The sequence below is a fragment of the Collinsella sp. AF36-3AT genome, assembly GCF_003475205.1.
Taxonomy (GTDB): Bacteria; Actinomycetota; Coriobacteriia; order Coriobacteriales; family Coriobacteriaceae; genus Collinsella; species Collinsella aerofaciens_AF.
Genome location: NZ_QROZ01000003.1, coordinates 1 through 19230, shown reverse-complemented (window position 1 = coordinate 19230; position 19230 = coordinate 1). Strand labels below are relative to the sequence as shown.

The window sequence follows — 19230 nt, the reverse complement described above, 5'->3', positions numbered from 1 at the left end:
CGTAAACACTGCCTGTAACCCGTTAACTGTACCGCACCTACCGCATCAGCGCGAGGGCGACCGAAGATATCCCGTCTAACTAACGCAAACCCTCTACCGCATCCGCCAGAAGAGCGGCGGCTCTATCCTGAGCCAGACCACGCGCCGCCTGACGCATGGCGTCGCGCGCCGCCGCGTCATCGACCAGGTGCAGCAGCTCATCGGCAAAGGCAGAACCGTCGATATCGGCATCGGCGCAGAGCACGCCGGCCCCGGCGTCGACCAGATAACGAGCATTGGTGGTTTGGTGGTCGGCCGTCGCATGCGGATACGGCACGAGCACCGAGGGCACGGCGAGCGCAGCGATCTCGGCCACGCTCGATGCACCCGAACGCGAGAGCACCAAATCGGCAGCAGCCAGCATATCGCCCATGTTGTCGATGTAAGGCTGGACGCGGTAACGCTTCGCCTCCTCGGGCGTCAGCGCCAAAGCGCGCTCGGTCTCCTCAAAGCCGTCGGCACCCGTCGAATGCAACACATAGAGGTTCTTGCGCGAAAGCAGCTCGTTTTTGAGCGAAGTCACGCGCTCGTTGAGGTGCTGGGCGCCAAGTGAACCGCCAAAGACGAGCAGCAGCGTAGCGTCCTCGGGAACGCCAAGTGCCTTGCGGCCACGAGCGCGATCGCCCTCGATCACCGAGCGACGTACGGGGTTGCCGGTCATGAGCACGTGGTCAGGGTCACCTTCGCGCTCAAAGACCGAACGCGCTGCCGGCACCGAGATGCACACGCGGGCGGCGTGGGAGTTCATCATCTTGTTGGCCAGGCCCGGAACAGAGTTCTGCTCATGCAGCAGATACGGAACGCCTGCGCCCTTGCACCACCCCAGCAGCGGAACCTCGACATAGGCACCAAAACCGATGGCGGCATCGGGCTTGCCGACCTTTGAGAAATGATTGGCGAGCGCACGCTTGGCCTTATTGACACGCCACAGCGAGGTCAGCGCCGTCCAAGGACGGGAGCGGTCGAAGCCCGTGACCGTAATGGGCACAAAATCAAACCCAGCCTCGGGGACCAAACGACCCTCGAGCTTGCGCGACTGGCCCACGAACACAACGTGGTGGCCACGGTCACGCAGTTCTTCGGCCAAGGCGAGCGCGGGGTTGATGTGTCCTGCCGTGCCGCCGGCTGCAATAGCAACGGTCATTTTATCGGTCATGGTAGTCCCTTCGTACACGCGGTCCCTGGTCGTCGGTGCGCAGACGCGCCGACGGGTCCGAGTTCAAATCGATTCGATTATATCCGCCGCCCGCGTTGCGAGGGCTGGGGCGCTGCGGACGACCTTGCGGAGCCGTTCGCTGACGCGGGCGGGCTGCCGGCTCGGTCGCAGAGCCATCCAGGACGGTAAAACCGTTACGCGAAGATCGCTCGCCGCGCACGTGGGGCACGCCGGCGGTACTCTCATCCATAACGGCAAAGCTCTCGCGGCGACGGTCGTACTCATCGCGACGGGCGCTCTCGTACGAAACGCGCAGGACCAACCCGGCAAGCATAAGCGACACAATAATCGACGAACCGCCATAGCTAATAAACGGCAACGGTTTGCCCGTCATGGGAAACACGTTGAGGATGCCCAACGCGTTAATCAAAAACTGCACCGCGAGAATGACCGCGGAGCCAGACGCCATAAGCGCGCCCCGACGATCGGTCGCCTGCTCGGCAATGCGAAACGCCGAGTAGATCAGCATCGCAAACACCAAGAAGAACAGCACGGTTCCGACAAAACCGACTTCCTCGCCAATGATGGCCAGGATGTAGTCATTGTGCGCCTCAGGCAGATACGAGTACTTCATGGTTGAGTTGCCGATGCCACGGCCGAACAGACCGCCCGAGGCAAAGGCCATGATGGCAAGCGTGGCCTGATAGCCGTCACCATACTCGTCGGCCCAAGGGTTCAAGGCAACCTGAATACGCACCATACGGTACGGCTCTGCGACAAGCGCAATCACGATCACGAGAATGCCGAAGATTAGCACGCCGATGATAAATCTAGGGTCGAGACCCGCAAACAACGCCATGCACATGAGGGTCAACAGGATGATCAGGACAGTACCGAAATCGGGCTGGATAAAGATCAGAAAGAGCGAAATGCCCAGGTAGATGCCCATCTTGCGAAGGAATTCGTTGATGTTGCCACCGGGCGAAAAGAAGCGATCAAGCATGATGGCCGAATACGCAATGGCAAATGGCTTTAAAAACTCGGAAGGCTGGAACTGAATGCCGGCGATGTTGAGCCAGCGCGTGGCGCCACGGCTGCCGCTGCCCACCAAGAACACCAGAAACAGTAGCCCTATCATGCCTATGAGGAAGATCCTGAGCACGTCTTCCCCAAACCAACTGTCCGGCAAAACGCGCACGATGGCAATCAGCGCCAGAACACCGACCACGGCAAACGCGGCCTGTCGACCCAGAAAAAACGTCGCCGAGCCATTCTCGTGCAGCGCCTCGACCGAAGATGCCGAGTACACCATCAGCAGGCCAAAGCACACCAAGGTAAACAGGCAGGCCATGAATATCAAACGGGGGCGCATGATACGGGCGGGAACGCCGGCAATATAGCGTTCGCTAAACGACTGCCCGCCGCGGCTGGAACGCGGTGTGATGCGACGTGAGGAAGCACGGTCCGAGTCGGGCCTCCTCATACCTTGTCGGGGGCTCTCCTCTCTCACTGCAACCCCTATTCCATTTGTGATTTCGCTGTAGCGGCAAGCTGGGCCACGTAGTCCTTAAACACGCGGCCGCGCTCCTCATAGCCCGAGAACTCATCGAACGAAGAGCAGGCAGGAGAAAGTAAGATCACATCGCCACGGCTCGACAGCGAACGGGCAACGTCCACGGCGTCGCGTAGGTCATCCGCCTGGGCGATATCCACATCGCCATCAACATCGGCCTCGTCCATAGCGGCGGTGAAGCGTTCGCGTGCATCGCCAAAGCAGACGACCGAGCGCACGTTGTCCATAACGACGCGCGCGAAGTCCGTGAGCGGCGTGCCCTTATCGTGGCCGCCGAGCAGCAAGATCACATCGTCATCGGGAAATGCCGTCAGGGCCTTCTCGACCGCATCGGTGTTGGTCGCCTTGGAATCGTTGACGTAGCGCACGCCGTCAATCTCGCCACACGGCTCCACGCGGTGCTCGAGCGGCTGGAACGAGGCCAGACCGCGGCAGACGCCATCGACATCGGCACCGACTGCCAAGGCAGCCGTGGCAGCGCACAGGGCATTGATAACATTGTGATGGCCCGAGATCTTGAGCTCGGATGCAGCGATGAGCGGGGTCTCGACGCCCTTCAGGCGCACGATCATCTTGCCATCGCGCACAAAGGCGACATCCTCACCCTCTGGCTCGTCAAAGGCAACCTTGCAGATGCGACGACCCGGCGTGTAGATGTACTCATCGAACTCGTGAATGCCGGCGTCTTCGACGTCGACGACCACCAGATCGTCATCGACCATATTGTCAAACAGTTTGATCTTGGCAAGCGCATAGTTCTTATGGCTCTTATGCCAGCCCAAGTGGTCGGGAGTGATGTTGAGCAGCACCGCCACGCGAGGGTGGAGCTCGGTGGTCGTAGCAATCTGATAGCTCGAGAGCTCAGCCACAAACCACTCGTTGTGGGCTCGGCCGTCAATCTCGTTGATAGGCGGCTCGCCGATGTTGCCGACAGCTACACTGGCCTCACCGGAAGCCTTGAGCAGATAATCGGTCAGCGACGTGGTGGTCGTCTTGCCGTTGGTGCCCGTGATGGCAATCCAGTTATCGGGCGACAGGCGATAGGCAAACTCGGGCTCACCCATAATCTGGGCGGCATGCTCGCGCCCGGCCTTAAAGAAGCCCGAGAACTCCGAGATGCCCGGGCACGTCACGCATACGTCATAGGCGCCCTCGACCTGTTCGGTCCCATAGACAAACGACGCACCAGCAGCCTCGAGCGCACGCGTGGCGTCATTGGGCTCAGAGGTGCCGCCGCCATACACGGTAACGGCGCTTACGCGCTCGGGATGTGCCAGCGCCCAGCGGGCGACATCGAGACCGGATTTGCCCTGACCCAAAACGAGCAGGCTAAAGACATCAGCAAGAGGCATGAAAGACCACTATCCCAACTGGAAGAACAGAGCAAGGCCAACGGCACCAAAGGCCGCAGCGATAATCCAAAAACGGATGACGACCTTGGTCTCGGCCCAGCCCTTCTTTTCGAAATGATGATGGATGGGCGCCATAAGGAAGACGCGCTTGTGCGTAAAATGGAAGTAGACAACCTGAATCATGACCGACAGAGTCTCAACGATAAACAGGCCGCCGATGATGAGGGAGACGACCTCGGTGTTGGTCATGATGGACGTGCAGGCAAACGCGGCGCCCAGAGCAAGCGAGCCGGTATCGCCCATAAAGATGCTCGCCGGATAGCAGTTGAACCACAGAAAGCCCAAGCAGGCACCGGCACACGCGGTACAGAAGATGGACAGGTTCACGTCTCCGTGCAAAAACGCCATGGCAGCCATGGCGAGCATGGCGATCATGGAGGTGCCGCCAGCAAGACCGTCAAGGCCATCGGTCAGGTTCACGGCATTAGAAAGACCGGCAATCATCAGCCAGCAAAAGACAATATAGAGCCACGGGAACGAATAGCCGCAGATGGTGGTCGAAAGCACGCCAAGGTCGATCGTCAACCCACCGGGAAAACGAATCTCGGGGGCGACGCCGCACCAGTTGACGGCAAGTACCGTAAAGGTGACACAGATAATGGTTAGGCCGATCATCTTGGCATGAGGCGTCAGACCGAGCGAGCGCCCATGCGTAACGGAGGTCAGGTCGTCGATCAGGCCCAGCACGCCGGTCGCCAGCGTGGCGAGCAGCACGAGTACGAGCTCGGTGGTGAGCTTGCCCATCAGCAGGCAGGTCAGCGAGATCGCGACGAGGATGACAACGCCACCCATGGTGGGCGTTCCCTGCTTAACCAAATGACGCTTGGGGCCGTCGGCACGAACCTGTTGGCCGATACCCTCGACCTTGAGCAGCTTGATCCACCACGGCATGAGCAGCAGCGCAATGGCTGCGGCGATGCCAAGCCCCAAAAAAGCCTGATACGTTGGATACGAGGGATTGCCGAACATGGGCTAGCACACACCTTCCACAAAGCGGTCGAGCTCAACAAAGCGGGAACCCTTGACCAGTACAACATCATGTTTTTCAAGCGCGCCGCCCATGCGGTCGAGCACCTGCTGATAATCGGAGAACACCTGGATGCGGTCCTCGTCCATGCCCATCATGCGTGCGGCATCGGCCATAAGCTGGGCCAGCTCACCACCCACGCACGCCAGCATGTCGAGCTTCTTGGCGGCGGCATAAGCGCCCACGAGCTCATGCATGCGAGGAGCCTCATCGCCCATCTCGCCCATCTCGCCCAGGATCGCCATGCGAGACCCCGTGCACGAAAGCGAGCACAGCAGGTCGAGACCGGCTGCCATCGATTCGGCGCTGGCGTTATAGGAGTCATCGATGACGCGGGCACCGCTCTTGGCGCGCTTGATCTCCTGGCGGTGACCGGTGATCGTGAGGCCCCTAAAGGCAGCATCGATCTGCTCGGGCGTCACGCCCAGGCGATAGGCAACCGCGGCGGCCTTAACGGCATTAGGAACGGACTGCACGCCGGGGATGGCAAGCATGGTATCGATTGTCTCGCCCTGACCAAAATCGAGCGTAAAGACCGGACGGCCCTCGTCATCAACGCGAACGTCGCGGGCGCGGACCTCATCATCGTCAGAGACACCGGCCAGCATCACGTCGATACCAGCAGGCTGGGCGAACGTATCGCGAATGAACGGCGTAAAATCGTCCTCGCCGCCCAAAACCAGCAGCGGCAAATAGTCGCCGGCGGCGCACATGCCCTGTACAATCTCGGCCTTAGCGCGGGCGATGTTCTCGCGGCTGCCCAAAATGCCGATATGAGAGGTGCCGATCTTGCTCACGATGGCAAGGTTGGGATTGGCGGACTGGGACAGGCGCTCGATCTCGTGGAAATGGTTCATGCCCATCTCGAGCACCAGGATCTCGGTATCGGCCGGAGCGGAAAGCACCGTGAGCGGCATGCCGATCAGGTTATTGAAATTGCCCTTGGTGGCCCAGACACGATAGCGCTTGGCGAGCACAGCGGCGAGCACGTCCTTGGTCGTCGTCTTGCCGATGGAACCGGTAATGCCAACGACCAGGCAGCCAAGCTCCAGGCGATACGCATGCGCCAAACGCAGCAGAAACTCCTCGGGATCATCGGTCAGCAAGATGGCACAGCCCTTGTCCTGCGCCAGCGAGACCAGCTCGGCCTCGGGCTCACGCGTCATCACGACGGCGCCGGCACCCGACTGGACGGCACGGGAAGCAAAATCATTGCCGTCGACGTTTTCACCGGGAAAGGCGACGAAAATCGTCCCTTCCTCGACCTGGCGCGAGTCGATAACGCACCCGCGGCATACCCGATCGACTTCTCCCGTCACGGTTCGGGCCCCTGTTGCGGCCGCGAGGTTGTTGACGGCGATCTCTATCATTGCAGCTCCCCTGTAAACCTAAATAATGCTATCGGCGTATTGTATCCCAGCGCCGCGCATGCGTGGTGCAGGGCATGTGAACACCCCTCATATGGGACAACAAACCACGCCCCAAAGATTGTAACCCCCTACTTCGTGTGCGGGATACCCAGCACGTCGAGCGCGTTGGCCATAATGGACTGGAACGGCACCGCAGCGGCATCTGAGCCGCTCGGCGTTCCGTCGAGCGTGATATAGCACAGCACCTTGGGCGATTGTGCCGGTGCAAAGCCCATAAAGGACGACATGTAGTTCTCCTTGAGGTAGCCGCCGTTCTCGTCGGCACGTTCGGCCGTACCGGTCTTACCCGCCACGTCATAGCCGTCAACAGCGCCGCCAACGCCCGTTCCCTCCGACACGACCGTCTGCATGCACGATGTCACCTGGGATGCGGCGTCCTCCGAAATCGCGCGCTCGCCCTCGCCCCAGTCCTTCTCGTCGCCCTTGCTGGACTTATAGAAGTGCGGGGTCATCATCACGCCGCCGTTGGCGATGCCGCCCACGGCACGTGCGATCTCAATCGGCGATACAGACAGCGCCTGTCCAAAGCTCATCGAGCCCAGCGTGGCGCCGTCATACTGGTCACGCTCCTTGACGATGCCCAGGCTCTCGCCCGGAAAATCGACACCCGAGCTGTGACCGATGCCCCACTTGTCCACATAGGCGGCAAAGTCGTCGGCACCGATCTTGCGCCCCACCAGGACAAAACCCACGTTGGACGAACGGCGCATCATCTCGCGTACATCCATGGTCATGGCGTAGTCGCGCTTGTCGGCATCGGTGACGGTATCGTCGCCCACCTTGATGCTCGCCGGCACCTCAAACGACGTACTCGACCGCACGACACCCAAGTCGAAGCCGGCGCCCGCCACGAGCGTCTTAAAGACCGAGCCGGGCTCGTAGGCGTCGGTGACCAGGCGCAGGTTCATATCCTCGGTCTTGGCGTTTTCCAAATTGGTCTGGTCGTAGGTCGGATACGAGCAGGCTGCCAAGATCTCGCCTGTCGTAGGATCGGTGACCAGCGCCGAGCCGTTCTTGGCCTTTGTCTTCTCGACAGCCTCTGCCAGGGCATCCTCGGCCGCACGCTGGATATTGACGTCGAGCGTCGTCACGATATCAACGCCGTCGACCGCAGCCACCTTTTTATAGGCACCGCCCGCGATATAGCTGCCGTCCCTCGCGCGCTCGCGTACGAGAGAACCGTTCGTGCCGGTCAGAAGCTTGTTGTATTGCTTTTCGAGACCCGTCAAGCCGTCGTTGTCTACATTCACTACACCCAGCACCTGCGATGCCAGATTGCCGTATGGATATACGCGCTTCATGGCCTGCTCAAAAAGCACGCCGGGCAGGTTCTTCTTCTCCAGCGCCGCAGCGTCGTCTTCGTCCACCTGGCGCTTGATATACACCCAGGTTCCATCGGACTCAACGAGCTTGCGGCAGGTCTTTTTATCGATTCCAGTTGCCTTGACCAGCGCCGACACCGTCTTGTCAACATCCTCGACAAGCTGGGGGTTCACGGCGATGTTGCGACATTCGACCGACGACGCCAGCACGTTACCGTTGCGGTCGTAGATGGTGCCACGTTTGGCATAGAGGGTCTGCGCAAGCAGGCGGCGCGCATCGGCGCGCTCGCGCAGTTTATCGGCTTCGACAATTTGATAGTCGGCAAGGCGAAAGACGCCCAAGCCCAAGCCAAGCCCAATGAAGCCCATGACGGCTTTGCGGCGAGGCAGAGGCGTGCCTGTGAGCCATTCGGTCGACGAACTCTCGCGCGACCTGGTGTTATGCACTTGAGGGCCGCCCGAGCCGCGAAGTCGCGACGCCGGGTCGTTGCCACGGGACTGCCCGGCGTTGTAAGATTGCCGACCCGTTCCTTGATAACCAGAACGTCCCCGCGACGAGGGACGTCCAGAACCGCGGCCCCCATCGGAACCGCGGCGATAGTCATTTGTCATACTCAGCTACCGTCTTGCTACTGAGCGGTCGCGGTCGCGTTGGCGCCCGCGGCTGCATCCTGCGAAAAGTCAAGTGTAACGCTCTCGCTGGGCTCCACCATGCCATAAGCACCCGCAAGGTCGCGAATGCGCGTGTCGGCGCCATAGACCGAATGCATGACCTCCAGGTCGGAGCTCTCATCGGTCGCCTTTTCGAGCGTGTTGGTAAGCTCGGCGTTGCTGTTGAGCACCTGGGCCGTAACGCCGGCGAGCGCCACGCGGGCGACGCCGATCGTCATGAAGATAGCCGCAATGATGCAAAACGTTTTAAGAACGCTCATGAAAACCGGGCTTACCGCCTGGTTTGCCTGACGGCCCGCGCCCGTGTAGACATCAAAGCGCGGCGTGCGCTGCTCACGGGGAGCAACGGGGGCCTGCGGCGTCTCACGATAGGCGGGCATGGCGTTCATATCATAGGCGAGTGCTGCGCTTGAAGTGTTGTAGCCCATGATATGCCGCCTCCCATCCCGAGTACGTTGGTAGTGTGTTTAAGCTTCGTTTATGGTGCGAGCGGGAGGTCCAATATCGCGCGGTCGTGCCTACAGACGCTGCGCCACGCGGATTTTGGCTGATCTCGCCCGAGGGTTGCGCTCAACCTCATCAGGCTGGGCAACCAAGGGTTTGCGGGTGATGACCTTGAGTATCGGCACGTTGCCGCACACGCACACCGGAATCTCCGGCGGACACGTGCACCCCTGGCTCATCTCCTTAAAGTGGTTCTTTACGATACGGTCCTCGAGCGAGTGATACGAGATGACGCAGATACGTCCGCCCGGGTTGAGCCACCTGGTGGCGGCATCAAGCCCTCGTTCGAGCACATCGAGCTCGTGATTGACCTCGATGCGAATGGCCTGGAAACTTTTCTTGGCCGGGTGTCCGCCATGCCGACGAGCGGCAGCCGGGATACCCGCCTTGATGATCTCGACAAATTGGCCGGTGGTTTCGATCGGTTCTTGCTCGCGGCGGCGCACGATCTCGCGCGCGATCTGCGAGGCGAACTTCTCTTCGCCGTAGACGCGTAGAATCCGGGCGAGGTCGTGTTCGTTATAGGTGTTGATGACCTCAGCTGCGTTTAAGGTGTTATTGCCCGGATCCATCCGCATGTCCAATGGGGCGTCCTCGTTATACGAAAAGCCCCTGCCAGGGATATCGAGTTGCGGTGACGAAACGCCCAAATCGAACAGGAAGCCATCGACCCCGGGCACCTCGGCCGAGCAAAGCAGCTCGTCCAAGTCGCCGAAGTTGCCCTTCAGCAGCTGGTGCGGAACGCCGGGAACCTCGCGGTCCAGACGGGCGCCAGCGGCCTCGAGGGCCATGTCGTCCTGATCGACGCCGAGCAAAAGACCCGTCTCCCCCACCTGCGCGGCCATCTTTACCGAATGGCCGGCACCGCCAAGGGTGCAATCGCAGACGACGGAGCCGCTCTTTAGCTGCAGCGACTCAAGCACTTCGCCGAGCATGACAGGTTCATGCCGATATTCTTGTGTCAAGATCCCACGCTCCATCCGTTACCCGTGCCTTGCCCTTACGAGAAGAAGAGGTCCAGCAGGGCCTCATCGTCATCGTCCTCATCGGCCGCGGCGCGATCCCAAACCTCAAGGTGGTCGTAGTTGCCCACAACCGTGACCTCGCGGTCGAGGTTCGCCTGCTTGCGGAGAGACTCGGAAAGACCGATACGACCGGCGCTGTCCACATCCATCGACGTGGTGCGCTTGTTGATCGCCCTCATGAGCTTCTGGTCATTAATGTCACGCGGGTTAAAACCCTCGTGGCCCTCACGACCCGCGAAGAGTCCTTCGACCCACTTATCGAAGGCCTCGGCAGAGAACACGTACAGAGCATCGACATCCAGGGCTTTGAACACGCGAACGTGCTCTCCAAGCTCCTCGCGAAGGGGTGCAGGCAGGGATAGACGACCTTTTGCATCGAGATTGCGCTCGTATGCACCAGTCATTCCCATGTGCGCCCTCCCCTCGGTTACTCAGATGGCACGTACGCGGGGAACCACCCCGCCTGTCGACGTCATCAATAATATGGGGAACCGCCCCATTTTTCAACACCTTTCCCCACCCCTTCCCCCCCCCCGCCCCACTATTCCACCCCCAATATGTTGTAAAACACCCCCGAGCATATGTTCGAAAACACAATATGTTGTGTCTGCAGCAAAGGCGGGATGCCACCTGTAGAACCACGCCCGCGAACCTCAACCTTCAAGTTGACCTTGAGGCGATTTTTACGTCCCTTTACACGCCGTTCACATCGCCCCCAAACTCCCCCACCCACGGTACACACGGCCCACCACCGCGTCGGTGTCTGGCGAAAAATGGGACGGGCCCCAGATTGCCCATGCGCGCAAAAGTGCGTCTCGGCAATCTGGGGCCCGTCCCCTTTAGTATTTATAAATATGCAGGTCAGCGAGGTGCTAGCGATGTGCTAGCGGATGCGCCGCCAGATAGACCTCGGTCAGTTGCGTTCGGTCGACATGCGTGTAGACCTGCGTGGTCGAAATATCGGCATGGCCCAAAATCTCCTGCAGCACACGCAGGTCGGCACCGCCCGCGAGCATGTGGGTGGCAAAGGAGTGTCGCAAGGTATGGGGATGGAGTCCCACCAGCCCCACCTGGCGCCCGTAGCGCTCACAGATGGCATGGATGCCCTGGCGCGACAGACGGCGGCCGTTCTTATTTAAAAAGACCGCCGAGGTCTCGGTTCCGTGGGCATGGGCCGCCAAGCGAGAACGCCCCTCAGTTAAATAGAGCGTCAGAGCTCGCGCCGCGCTTCCCACCAGCGGGGACAGGCGTTCCTTTGAGCCCTTACCGCGAACGAGCACAAAGCCATCGTCAATATGGATATCGCCCACATCGAGCCCAACCAGCTCACTCACACGCAAACCGCATCCGTAGAGCACTTCCAAGATGGCATGGTCGCGCAGTCCCATCTCGCCCTCGGGAAAGTCTTGATCGAGCAGCGCCGAGACATCCTCCACCGATAGATACTCCGGCAAACGCTCAGCCTTTTTAGGCAGGCGCAACGCCGCCGTCGGGTTTTGGGCCACGGCCCCATCGCGCACCAAAAAGGCATGCAGGCCCTTCACGGCAGCAAGCGCGCGCTCCACCGAGGCGTCGGAATAGCCTCCGTCGCGGCGATCGGCGACAAAGCCCTCCACGACCTGACGGGTCACCTCTTCAAAAGACACAATACCCGCCCGCTCCAGATAGGCGCAGTACGTCGTCAGGTCACGACGATAGGCCGCAATCGTGTTGCGCGCCAAGCCCCGCTCGACCGCGAGGTAATCGAGATACTCCCCCGCCGCCACGGCGAGCGACGAGGGAGTAGCTTCGGTATGTTCCTTATTCGCCGGCACCCTTAGTCCGTAGCGAGGTTCATGGGCGTCACCTGCAGACGGTCGACACCCTCGTGCTGGCCGATCGAGGCGCGCACGAACTCGCGGAACAGCGGCTGCGGGTTGGTCGGGCGGCTCTTGAACTCGGGATGAGCCTGGGTTGCCACATACCACGGATGCACGTCGCGCGGCAGCTCGACCATCTCGACCAAGCGCTCGTCAGGCGACAGACCCGAGATAACCAAACCGGCGTCCTCGAGCTGGTCGCGGAAGGCGTTGTTGAACTCAAAGCGGTGACGGTGACGCTCGTAGACGAGTTCCTCACCATATGCCTCACGAGCAAGAGTATCGGCGGCGAGCTTGCACGGATAGGCGCCCAGGCGCATGGTGCCGCCCTTCTCGGTCACGTCCTCCTGCGAGCTCATCAGATCGATGACGCTATACGGACCGTCCGGATCAAACTCGGAGGAGCTGGCACCGGCAAGGCCAACGACATTGCGGGCGAACTCGCACACGGCGACCTGCATACCCAGGCAAATGCCCAGATACGGAATCTTGTGCTCACGGGCAAACTCGGCCGCGAGAATCTTGCCCTCCAGGGCGCGCTTGCCAAAGCCGCCGGGGACCAGGATGCCCGAGGCGTCGCCCAGAACCTCGGAGACATTCTGCTCGTCAAGGCTCTCGCCGTCGACCAGCTGGACGTCCACATGGCGATCGTAGAAGACGCCCGCATGGTGCAGGGCCTCGATAACCGACAGGTACGCATCGGGCAGCTGCGTGTACTTACCCACGACGGCGATCTTCACCTTGTCGGCGTGATGGTTGGCGTGATTCTGTTTGCGCAGGAACTCGTTCCACTCGCTCATGTCGCGCTCACGCGGATCCAGACCCAGGCGCTCGCAAATGCGCAGGTCAAAGTCCTGCTCGGCAAGCAGCTGCGGAACATCGTAAATGCTCGCGCAGTCCTCGTTGGTAAAGACGCAATCGGTGTCGACGTCGCAGAAGCTTGCGATCTTTCCGCGGATAGCGTCATCGATATGGTGGTCGGAGCGCAGCACGATGATATCGGGCTGGATGCCAAAGCTGCGGAGCTCCTTGACGGAATGCTGCGTGGGCTTGGTCTTGACCTCGTGGGCGGCGGCGATATAGGGAACGAGCGACACGTGGATGTAGCAGACGTTCTCGGGGCCGGCCTCCTTGCGGTACTGACGGATGGCCTCGACAAACGGTTGGGACTCGATGTCGCCGATCGTGCCGCCCAGCTCGGTGATGACTACATCGGAGCCGGTCTGCTCCTCGATGCGGCGGAACTTGTCCTTAATGGCATTGGTGACGTGGGGAATCACCTGCACGGTACCGCCCAAAAAGTCGCCGCGACGCTCACGGGCGATTAGGCTTTTGTAGATGGCACCGGTCGTAAAGTTGGAATCGCGGGTCAGGTTCTCATCAATAAAGCGCTCGTAATGACCCAGGTCCAGGTCGGACTCGTAACCATCCTCGGTAACGAAGACCTCACCATGCTGGAACGGGCTCATGGTACCAGGGTCGACGTTCAGATACGGGTCGGCCTTTTGCATCGTTACTTTGTAGCCACGCGACTTGAGCAGACGGCCCAGCGAGGCCGCGGTAATACCCTTGCCCAGAGACGAAACCACGCCACCGGTCACGAACACATGCTTGGTCATATTGAGTTACCTGCGCTTCCCGTAGAAGTTGTCCATACACATCTTACGGGTCTTCATTGTAATACTCGCGCCGCGGACCGTTCGCAATTTTTCTCGCGTGCGGTTGCATTTCTCAATCTTGAAACAAAACGCCGCCCGGTTTCCCGGGTGGCGTCGCTATGGCAAGGGTTACATGCTGCTATCGATCAGCAGCCTCATCCTCAAGCATTTCCTGAACGAGCATGCCGGTACGGACGCCCTCAAGATACCACTCGCCACGTTCGGTGAGGCAAATGCCATTTGCAAGCTGACCGCCGTCGTCGCTATAACGCGAGACGACATCAATCATGCCTTCGGAATCCAAGCGATCGATTGCGGCGCGGGCACGATACGGCGAAACCCCCACGCGCTCGGCAAGCGTTTTGCGCGAGAAACCATACGGCCCGCCATTGTCTTCGGTTTGCTGGTCGATCTCCATCAACACCAGCACCTCGACACGCTTCATATCGTTGACACTCGCACGACCCTTGCCCGCCATAGCAGCCTCCTCAAACCGAGCACGAGCATCTAACGCGCCGTGCGCGACCGACACACCTCACGATGGCAGGTAATATCCATCATGCGGCATCCCGCTAAGGATGAAACAGTTACGGTTATTGTATACCGCTCAAATTGTTTCTAGGCAGGTAAACGGCTATTTTTCGCCGAAATAGGCGCTTTATTGATCAAAAAGCCGTACCGGGCGCTAACCCGATACGGCCAAAATGCAATGCAATTACCGCGGTGCTTCAAACTTAGCGATGGAAGAAACCGCGACGCTCAAACTTGGGCTCGCAGCACACGTTGATACCCAGTTTGCGCAGTACCGTCTCGTCCGTCGGCGAGATAATCACGCTAAAGAAGGCATCGCAACCGCGCAGCTGCTCCAGGCCCGAAAGGACGCGAGCGGCCGTCTCACTCGTGGCCGAGGTGATCGACAGCGCCATAAGCGTCTCGTCGGTGTGGAGGCGCGGGTTTTTGCTGCCCAGGAAATGCGTCTTGAGCTTGCTGATGGGCTCGATCGCCTCATCGCTAATGACCTCGAGCTCAAGGTCGACGCCCGAGACATGCTTTAGGGCGTTCATAATGAGCGAACTTGCGGCGCCCAGGCGCGTGGAGGTCTTACCGGTCACCACGGAGCCATCGGGCATGACCATGGCACCCACGGGACCACCCGTCAGCTGCTCCCTGGTGAGGGCCGCCGAGCGCGCCGGTGAGTAGTTCTTATCGATGCCGGCTTTCTTCATAATAATCTTGAGACGGTCGACTTGCTCATCGCCCACGCCGGTACGGCGCACATTTTCGACCGCGGTAAAGTAGCGGCGGACGATCTCCATCTTGGAAGCGTCGCGGCAGGCATCGTCATCGGTGATGGCAAAGCCGACCATATTGACGCCCATGTCCGTGGGGCTCTGGTAGGGGCTCTTGCCCAGGATCTTTTCCATCAGGGCACGGACCACCGGGAAGGCCTCGACGTCGCGGTTGTAGTTGACCGTGGTCTTGTTGTAGGCCTCAAGGTGGAAGGAATCGATGATGTTGGCATCGTCGAGGTCCGCCGTGGCGGCCTCGTAGGCAATATTGACCGGATGCGTCAGAGGAAGATTCCAGACCGGGAAGGTCTCAAACTTGGCATAGCCGGCGGCAGTGCCGTGCTTATGCTCGTGATACAGCTGCGAGAGGCAAGTGGCGAGCTTGCCCGAGCCAGGGCCGGGCGCCGTCACGACAACGAGCGGACGCGTGGTCTCGACGAACTCGTTCTTGCCGTAGCCTTCGTCAGAAACGATCAGATCGACGTCGTGCGGATAGCCCTCAATGGGATAGTGCAGCTTGGCGGGAATGCCGAGTGCATTCAGACGATTGCGGAAGACGTCGGCAGCGGGCTGACCGGCATACTGCGTGATAACCACGGCCGCGACAGCAAAACCGTTGCCGCGGAACAGGTCGACCAGGCGCAAAACGTCCTCGTCATAGGTAATGCCCAGGTCGCCACGGGCCTTGTTCTTCTCGATATGGTTCGCGTTGATTGCGATGATGACCTCAACGTCATCGGCAATGCTCTTGAGCATGCGGAACTTGCTGTCCGGTTCAAAACCCGGCAGCACGCGACTCGCGTGATAGTCGTCAAACAGCTTGCCGCCAAACTCCAAATAGAGCTTGCCGCCAAACTGCGAGATGCGCTCCTTAATATGAGCGGCCTGCAGCTCGATATACTTCGCGTTGTCGAAACCCTGGCGCATGTATGGCTCCCGTCCCGTTTCCATTTAATGTTCTAGGCGATTATAACGGAGCCTGCCCCTCGCAAGGGCCTGGCCACCAACAGGCACCAACCAAACACGCCACCGCAACCACCGGGGACCCGGGATAGCTAATTTGAAGCAGGAACCAAGTCACTCCGCACCAACAATGGAAACGTCACAGGCAGAGCCAAAGTCAACGAACGGGCACCAGAGCGGGCAAGCTGTTCCCCTGCACCAACAATAACAGCGTCGCAGGTTGAGCATAAGTCAGCGAGCGCCGTCCAGAACGTACAAGTTGGCATGAAAAAGGCAAGGCATAGACCTTTTGGTCATGCCTTGCCTTTTGAATGACAAATTGTAGTTCTGGGCGGCGCGCAGCGTCGAGTGGTTCCGCGGTTTGGTAAAACCGCGGAACATAAGTGCGCCCCCTCCCGCGCACGGAACGGGAGGAGGCTAAAGGTAGGAGTCTACCGGTGGGGTTACCCCACCGGACAGACGATGACCAGGTGATCCTTTACAGGATCGTCATGGTTTCCGTGGGGTACCCAAGGGGTACTTAGAGCATCACGCAAGCGATGGTCAGGATGACGGCGCAGACGACGGAGAGAGCGACGATGAGCTTGAGAGCAAACTTGAGCCAGGTCGTCCACTCGATCTTGGCCAGGGCAAGACCGCCCATGATGGCACCGGAGGTCGGGGTGAACAGGTTCACGACGCCGATGGCGGCGGAGAAGATCATGACCATGACCTCAGGCGAGAAGCCGAGCTTAACAGCCAGCGGTCCCATGATGGGCATGGAGACAGTAGCCATACCGGAGGTCGAGGGGATCAGGAAGGACAGGCCGAAGTAGACCAGGAAGCTCATGGGAGCGAAGATCACGCCGGACAGGCCAGCCAGAGCATTGGCGGCAGCGTCGAGGACGTAGACGTCGAGGCCAGTGCTAGCCATGAGGACGGAGATACCACGGGCAAGAGCGATGACGAGGACAACGGACATCATGTCGGCAGCGCCGGTGATGAAGGTGTTGACGATCTGCTTCTCGGAGAGGCCACCGATGATACCGATCAGGATAGCCATGAGGAAGAACCAAGTGGAAGCCTCGTCGAAGTACCACTGGCCAATGGGCAGGCCGGTGATCAGGGCAGACCAGCCCTGAACGATGGCGTTACCATCGGCGTCATAGACGGCGCCAGCATCGAAGAAGTTGGCGACGCCCTCGTTGAGGTCGGCCAGCGGGATGAAGCCGACGATCATGACGACGAAGGTGAAGGCAAAGGCGATCAGAACACCCTTCTGACGACCGGTGAGCTTGACCTCCTTGTTAACCTCGGAAGCAGCCTTGCCGTGAGCCTCTTCGGCGTCCTTGAGCTCCTGCATCGAAAGGATGGTGGAACCCTTGTCAGCCTTGACCTTCTTGGCATAGCTCATGACGAAGAAGATGGACATGGCAGTGGTAACAATCCACAGGACGGCACCGAGGCCGATGATGATGGACTGGTTGACCTCAATGCCAACGCCGGTCAGAGCGTCGACGGCAGCGCCGACGGCGAACGGGTTAACCGTGGAGCCCAGGCAGCCGCAGCCAGCGCCGAGCAGGACGGTGGCAGCACCGACCATAGGGTCGAAGCCAGCGGCCATCATGGTAGCGGCAAGCAGGGCGTAGAAGGGAACGGTCTCCTCGCACATACCATAGGTGGTACCACCGAGGGAGAAGATGAGCATCAGCACGGGAATGAGCATAATCTCATTGCCCTTAAGCTTCTGCACCAGAACGGCAATGCCGTTGTCCAGGGCGCCGGTCTCGGTCATCATGCCGAGGAAGCCGCCGAGGATCATAACGAAGAGGCAGACGGGCAGAGCGTCAGCGAAGCCCTTGACCGGGGCGGTGCAGAAATCGCTCAGGCGGGCAGCGGTAACCTCGCCACCGGACGTACCGGAGACGATAACGGTAACAACCGCGACGATTGCCAGCAGAGCAAGAAGAATGGTGAACGATGAAGGCATACCGCGCTTTTTCTTAGCGGTCTCAGTCATAGTTCTCATCCCCCCTTCATAAATCATTTACTGATCTCGCCCGAAGCGGCTCTTCCGTGCCGTGCATGTCGCTCAGTGCGAGATTTTTACCAGACAAAAGCGCTCGGGGTGCGCAGCGATGCACCCCGAGCGAGATGCTAGAAGCTCTTACTTGAGCGTAGCGTACATGACAGCCTTGATGGTGTGCATGCGGTTCTCGGCCTCGTCGAAGACCTTGGAAGCGGGGCTCTCGAAGACCTCGTCGGTGACCTCCTGCTCGGTGATGCCGAACTGCTCGCACTTCTCGGCGCCAATGGTAGTGTTGGTGTCGTGGAAGCTGGGCAGGCAGTGCAGGAAGATGGCACCCGGGTTGGCCATAGCCATGACCTCGGAGGTGACACGATACGGGGTGAGCTGAGCGATGCGCTCGGCCCAGACCTCGTCGGGCTCGCCCATGGAGACCCACACGTCGGTATAGATGACGTCAGCACCGGTGACGCCGTCCTTGACGTCGGTGGTCAGCTTGATGGTGCAGCCGTTGGCCTCGGCGATGGGCTTGCAGGCCTCGATGACGTCGTCAGCGGGCATGCACTCCTCGGGGCCGCAGGCCACGAAGTTCATGCCGAGCTTGGAGCAGACGACCATGAGGGAGCGAGCGACATTGTTCTTGCAGTCGCCCATGAAGACGAGGGTCTTGCCCTTGATGTCGTAGTTGAAGTTCTCCTGGACGGTCAGGATGTCGGCGAGCATCTGGGTGGGATGCCACTCAGTGGTCAGGCCGTTCCACACGGGCACGCCGGACTTAGCAGCGAGCTCCTCGACGTCGTCCTGGGCAAAGCCACGGAACTCGATGCCGTCATACATGCGGCCGAGAACGCGAGCGGTGTCCTCGATGGACTCCTTCTTGCCCATCTGCGACGAACCCGGATCGAGGTAGGTGACGCCCATGCCCAGATCCATGCCGCCGACTTCGAAGGCGCAGCGGGTACGAGTGGAGGTCTTCTGGAAGAGCAGAACGATGTTCTTGCCCTCGAGATAGCGGTGCGGAACGCCAGCGCGCTTCATATCCTTGAAGTTCTTGGAGAGCTTGAGCAGGTACTCGATCTCCTCGGTGGTGAGGTCGAGAAGCTTGAGGAAGCTACGGCCGGAGAGGTTAACACCCATGGTTCGATTCCTTTCGAAGAAATAAATTACGTAAGTATCAGTGTTGCCCGTTTGACGGGCGAAACCGGTGCGGTTGTAGGGGGACCGCACCGGAACGTTAAAGACTTAGAGGTCCTCGCGCCAGAAGGGCATGCTCATGCAGCGCGGGCCGCCGCGGCC

Annotated in this window: 15 protein-coding genes; all 15 read right to left on the bottom strand. The window is 60.0% G+C overall.

Features of this window, described 5'->3' with window-relative positions; genetic code table 11:
• Positions 1-79: 79 nt before the first annotated feature.
• Positions 80-1195 (bottom strand): undecaprenyldiphospho-muramoylpentapeptide beta-N-acetylglucosaminyltransferase, encoded by a 1116-nt coding sequence (murG, locus tag DW003_RS03870; RefSeq protein ID WP_118387655.1) that lies wholly within the window; start codon positions 1193-1195, stop codon positions 80-82.
• Entirely contained in the window at positions 1185-2678 is a 1494-nt protein-coding gene (gene ftsW, locus DW003_RS03865; RefSeq protein ID WP_118387654.1) for a putative lipid II flippase FtsW, read from the bottom strand. The genes murG and ftsW overlap by 11 nt, the downstream gene beginning before the upstream one ends.
• A gap of 35 nt (positions 2679-2713) precedes the next feature.
• Complete coding sequence (gene murD, locus DW003_RS03860) at positions 2714-4120, bottom strand: UDP-N-acetylmuramoyl-L-alanine--D-glutamate ligase (RefSeq protein WP_118387652.1); 1407 nt, start codon at positions 4118-4120, stop codon at positions 2714-2716.
• Between the two features lie 9 nt (positions 4121-4129).
• Positions 4130-5149 (bottom strand): phospho-N-acetylmuramoyl-pentapeptide-transferase, encoded by a 1020-nt coding sequence (gene mraY, locus DW003_RS03855; RefSeq protein ID WP_089571579.1) that lies wholly within the window; start codon positions 5147-5149, stop codon positions 4130-4132.
• A gap of 3 nt (positions 5150-5152) precedes the next feature.
• The gene (gene murF, locus DW003_RS03850; protein ID WP_118387650.1) at positions 5153-6577 is read right to left on the bottom strand and encodes a UDP-N-acetylmuramoyl-tripeptide--D-alanyl-D-alanine ligase; all 1425 of its coding nucleotides are present in this window, start codon (positions 6575-6577) and stop codon (positions 5153-5155) included.
• A gap of 128 nt (positions 6578-6705) precedes the next feature.
• A complete protein-coding gene (locus DW003_RS03845; RefSeq protein ID WP_316242809.1) occupies positions 6706-8406 on the bottom strand; it encodes a penicillin-binding protein 2 in 1701 nt (566 codons plus the stop codon).
• A gap of 182 nt (positions 8407-8588) precedes the next feature.
• Positions 8589-9059 (bottom strand): hypothetical protein, encoded by a 471-nt coding sequence (locus tag DW003_RS03840; protein WP_022094483.1) that lies wholly within the window; start codon positions 9057-9059, stop codon positions 8589-8591.
• A gap of 90 nt (positions 9060-9149) precedes the next feature.
• On the bottom strand, positions 9150-10115 hold the full coding sequence (gene rsmH, locus DW003_RS03835) for a 16S rRNA (cytosine(1402)-N(4))-methyltransferase RsmH (RefSeq protein ID WP_117584231.1): 966 nt from the start codon (positions 10113-10115) through the stop codon (positions 9150-9152).
• A 20-nt stretch (positions 10116-10135) separates the two neighbouring features.
• On the bottom strand, positions 10136-10570 hold the full coding sequence (locus DW003_RS03830) for a division/cell wall cluster transcriptional repressor MraZ (RefSeq protein ID WP_006234269.1): 435 nt from the start codon (positions 10568-10570) through the stop codon (positions 10136-10138).
• 462 nt (positions 10571-11032) lie between these two features.
• On the bottom strand, positions 11033-11974 hold the full coding sequence (gene xerD / locus DW003_RS03825) for a site-specific tyrosine recombinase XerD (protein WP_187361891.1): 942 nt from the start codon (positions 11972-11974) through the stop codon (positions 11033-11035).
• A gap of 2 nt (positions 11975-11976) precedes the next feature.
• Positions 11977-13638: a CTP synthase gene (locus DW003_RS03820; protein WP_006234274.1), complete on the bottom strand. Its 1662-nt coding sequence runs from the start codon at positions 13636-13638 to the stop codon at positions 11977-11979.
• 178 nt (positions 13639-13816) lie between these two features.
• Positions 13817-14155, bottom strand: a complete 339-nt coding sequence (locus DW003_RS03815; protein WP_022094205.1) for a hypothetical protein — start codon at positions 14153-14155, stop codon at positions 13817-13819.
• A gap of 256 nt (positions 14156-14411) precedes the next feature.
• Complete coding sequence (locus tag DW003_RS03810) at positions 14412-15893, bottom strand: DUF1846 domain-containing protein (RefSeq protein ID WP_022094206.1); 1482 nt, start codon at positions 15891-15893, stop codon at positions 14412-14414.
• A 556-nt stretch (positions 15894-16449) separates the two neighbouring features.
• Positions 16450-17937, bottom strand: coding sequence for a YfcC family protein (locus tag DW003_RS03805; RefSeq protein WP_369832164.1), 1488 nt, complete (start codon positions 17935-17937; stop codon positions 16450-16452).
• A gap of 138 nt (positions 17938-18075) precedes the next feature.
• Positions 18076-19071, bottom strand: a complete 996-nt coding sequence (gene argF, locus DW003_RS03800; RefSeq protein WP_006234279.1) for an ornithine carbamoyltransferase — start codon at positions 19069-19071, stop codon at positions 18076-18078.
• Positions 19072-19230 lie beyond the last annotated feature (159 nt).

Bases quoted from the DNA above. Each gene is read 5' to 3' on its own strand.
- DW003_RS03830 (WP_006234269.1), bottom strand. From the start codon at position 10,570: ATGGGAATGACTGGTGCATACGAGCGCAATCTCGATGCAAAAGGTCGT.
- murF (WP_118387650.1), bottom strand. From the start codon at position 6,577: ATGATAGAGATCGCCGTCAACAACCTCGCGGCCGCAACAGGGGCCCGA.
- DW003_RS03815 (WP_022094205.1), bottom strand. From the start codon at position 14,155: ATGGCGGGCAAGGGTCGTGCGAGTGTCAACGATATGAAGCGTGTCGAG.
- DW003_RS03840 (WP_022094483.1), bottom strand. From the start codon at position 9,059: ATGGGCTACAACACTTCAAGCGCAGCACTCGCCTATGATATGAACGCC.
- DW003_RS03810 (WP_022094206.1), bottom strand. From the start codon at position 15,893: ATGCGCCAGGGTTTCGACAACGCGAAGTATATCGAGCTGCAGGCCGCT.
- DW003_RS03820 (WP_006234274.1), bottom strand. From the start codon at position 13,638: ATGACCAAGCATGTGTTCGTGACCGGTGGCGTGGTTTCGTCTCTGGGC.
- murG (WP_118387655.1), bottom strand. From the start codon at position 1,195: ATGACCGATAAAATGACCGTTGCTATTGCAGCCGGCGGCACGGCAGGA.
- argF (WP_006234279.1), bottom strand. From the start codon at position 19,071: ATGGGTGTTAACCTCTCCGGCCGTAGCTTCCTCAAGCTTCTCGACCTC.
- mraY (WP_089571579.1), bottom strand. From the start codon at position 5,149: ATGTTCGGCAATCCCTCGTATCCAACGTATCAGGCTTTTTTGGGGCTT.
- rsmH (WP_117584231.1), bottom strand. From the start codon at position 10,115: ATGGAGCGTGGGATCTTGACACAAGAATATCGGCATGAACCTGTCATG.
- DW003_RS03805 (WP_369832164.1), bottom strand. From the start codon at position 17,937: ATGAGAACTATGACTGAGACCGCTAAGAAAAAGCGCGGTATGCCTTCA.
- ftsW (WP_118387654.1), bottom strand. From the start codon at position 2,678: ATGAGGAGGCCCGACTCGGACCGTGCTTCCTCACGTCGCATCACACCG.
- murD (WP_118387652.1), bottom strand. From the start codon at position 4,120: ATGCCTCTTGCTGATGTCTTTAGCCTGCTCGTTTTGGGTCAGGGCAAA.